Source organism: Methylophilus aquaticus (genome assembly GCF_030769565.1).
Lineage (GTDB): Bacteria > Pseudomonadota > Gammaproteobacteria > Burkholderiales > Methylophilaceae > Methylophilus > Methylophilus aquaticus.
Window position 1 is genome coordinate 1 of sequence record NZ_JAVCAP010000023.1, and the last position, 2519, is coordinate 2519.

General features: G+C 50.7%; 2 protein-coding genes. One reads left to right on the forward strand and one right to left on the reverse strand.

Annotated features, from left to right (window positions below; all coding sequences use genetic code 11):
* Window positions 1–490: 490 nt before the first annotated feature.
* Window positions 491–1516: an IS110 family RNA-guided transposase gene (locus tag Q9291_RS11670; protein ID WP_306390234.1), complete on the reverse strand. Its 1026-nt coding sequence runs from the start codon at window positions 1514–1516 to the stop codon at window positions 491–493.
* 130 nt (window positions 1517–1646) lie between these two features.
* Here Q9291_RS11670 and Q9291_RS11675 point away from each other — a divergent pair, with 130 nt between their 5' ends.
* Window positions 1647–2165 carry a hypothetical protein gene (locus Q9291_RS11675; protein WP_306390235.1) on the forward strand — a complete coding sequence of 173 codons (519 nt, stop codon included), beginning with the start codon at window positions 1647–1649 and terminating at the stop codon, window positions 2163–2165.
* Window positions 2166–2519: the final 354 nt, after the last annotated feature.

Consider the following 2519-nt stretch of genomic DNA (forward strand, 5'->3'; position numbering starts at 1 on the left):
TTGTAACATTACTCATGACTTCTCCTCTCGTTTTGATTGAATAATGCTGATCACATTAACTTACCTTCAATCTCGGTTTTGGGTTACCAGTTCGAGTGGGGGAAGTCCCTTTTATTCCATCAAGCGGGACGCGCTAAAGCGCGCCCCTTATGTCAAACTACAAGGGCTTCCCCATTTTTAGCAATAGTCATCTGCAAGATTTTTGTGTGTTTGAATTTTTCAGCGCATAAATATCCCTTGCTGTAGCCAAGATTGAGCGAGAAGGTGAAGGACTGCGGTACTACAACCGGTCATATTGGGCATTATTCGCCCGGACCCTGATGAAAGACGCACGCCGGGGCCTCATTCGTTAGTCGGGATTCTCAAGCTCCCCTAGAATTAATCAGGCACACCCGGCGCGGGTCCAACCCGCTACACATCAACGCTGGCAGTTCAGCTGTGATTTAACCGTACATATTCACTCTGGCTTTAAACTTCATTCTGGTTTGCTTTAAACCGCCTTTGAATAGAGTTTAAAGTCATCGCCATATTTAAGCGCAGCCCAAACCAGTCTCAGGTTTTTGGCTGCAATGGCAATGGCAGCTTTCCAGTAACCTCTGCGCTCGACCAGACTGCGCACCCAGCGGCTGAACCTGTCCTGCTTATCGCCCACACTTACCATCACCGCCCGTGCGCCCATCACCAGCAAGCTTCGGAGATAGGCATCACCTGCTTTGGTAATCCGTCCTAGCCGCGGTTTGCCGCCACTACTGTATTGCCCCGGCACCAGCCCCACCCAGGCCGCTAACTGTCTGCCACTTTCAAAGTCATGCCCATTGCCCAGACTCGCTACCAACGCACTGGCGGTGGTGTGCCCAATGCCTGGAATCTGCATCAAACGCAGACTGCGATCATCCTGCTTTGCTGCACGCTGAATCAAGGCATCATAGGCGGTAATCCGTTCATCCAGCACATCCGCATGGGCAAGCAAATCCAGGACACAGCGTCTACCCAGGTCAGGCAAGGTATCAAGATGCGAATCAATCTCCCGGCGCAGTCGCTCAACCTTTTGTGGCAGCACCACACCAAACTCGGCAATCAGACCGCGCAAACGGTTATAACAAGCGGTGCGCTCCTCCACAAAGCCCTGACGGGTTCTATGGATGGACAACAGTGCTTGCTGATGGGTATCTTTGACCGGGACAAAGCGCATATTGGGTCTTGTAACAGCTTCGCAAATAGCGGCGGCATCTGCTGCATCGTTTTTACCTCGCTTGCCAGACATGCGATAAGGCGCAACAAACTTGGGCGCCATCAGTCGCACGGTATGCCCATGCTGACTAAACACTCTTGCCCAATGATGTGCGCCTGTACAGGCCTCCATACCAATGAGACAGGGAGGCAAGTTGGCGACAATGGAGAGCAGTTGGTCGCGTGCCACGCGTGGCTTGATTAAAACCGCATGACCTTTGTTGTCAACGCCGTGCAAAGCGAATATATTCTTGGCTAAATCAATACCGAGTGTGACAATATTCATGGACTTCCCCTTTCGTTGGAGTGATGAAGTGTGGAAACTCAATCATTGCAGTTTTAACTGCTCGCGGCTTCCGCCGCAACCTCGGGACGGGGAAGTCCCTTTCATTCGTTAGCCGCCATAGGAGGTGTACATGACTCTTGAAGAGTTGACCCACGTTTCCACCATCGCGGGTGTCTTCCTCAGCTTTTTAACTGCTGTTGGTACTCTGTTTGTTCTCTGGAGAACACTGCAACTAAATGCTCAAAGCTTGGAACTGAATCAGAGAAGTATCGAGTTCTCTCTCCAAGCGAAGCAGTCTGATGTCCTTCTTCACTGCAATGAGCGGTTCGGTCGAATCTGGGAAATGCGGGCAAACGAGCATGTCAAGGCCGACCCGTTTACCTTCTATGAGCGGTTCTGGAGTCTCCAACTCGATCAGTTCACCCATTGGAAGGACGGCTTTGTTGATGCGGGGGTGTTCGATAGTTGGATGAAGGGGCGTTATCGTCAGTGGCAGGACAACCATTCGCTCGGAGCGATGGCATACCGTGACGGGTACGAGAAGGCGGTAGCTTCGTGGGAAACGCCGAAGTTCAAGAGCTTCATGCATGAAGTACATCTGCATGGTCCGGAGACGGCACTTTCGTGGTGGAAGCAGAATGGCGGCTAACCCCTCCATCGAGCGGACAGCCTTCGGCTGCCGCTCATGTCGAACGTTATGCATTAGTTAAGGAATTTATATGACTGAAAGCAAAGAGCAAAAAGAATGCTTCATTATCATGCCTATTTGAGATACTGATGGGTATCCTAAAGGGCATTGGGGTCATGTCTATGAAAACATCATTTATCCATCATGTGAAATGGCAGGCTATCAAGCAGTCCGCGCTGATGAAGAAGAAAATCCATGGGGTCAGATACCGTCTTGAATTGCAAGTCCCTTGAGAGGAATTTCCGCATCAAAAGGTTTGCCTGATTTAATCACCCCGTAAATCAAATGCACCAGCTTGCGCATCACTGCACCAAT

What these genes read in the sequence shown, in the direction of transcription:
- Q9291_RS11670 (WP_306390234.1), bottom strand. Translation starts at nt 1,516, where the DNA reads ATGAATATTGTCACACTCGGTATTGATTTAGCCAAGAATATATTCGCT.
- Q9291_RS11675 (WP_306390235.1), top strand. Translation starts at nt 1,647, where the DNA reads ATGACTCTTGAAGAGTTGACCCACGTTTCCACCATCGCGGGTGTCTTC.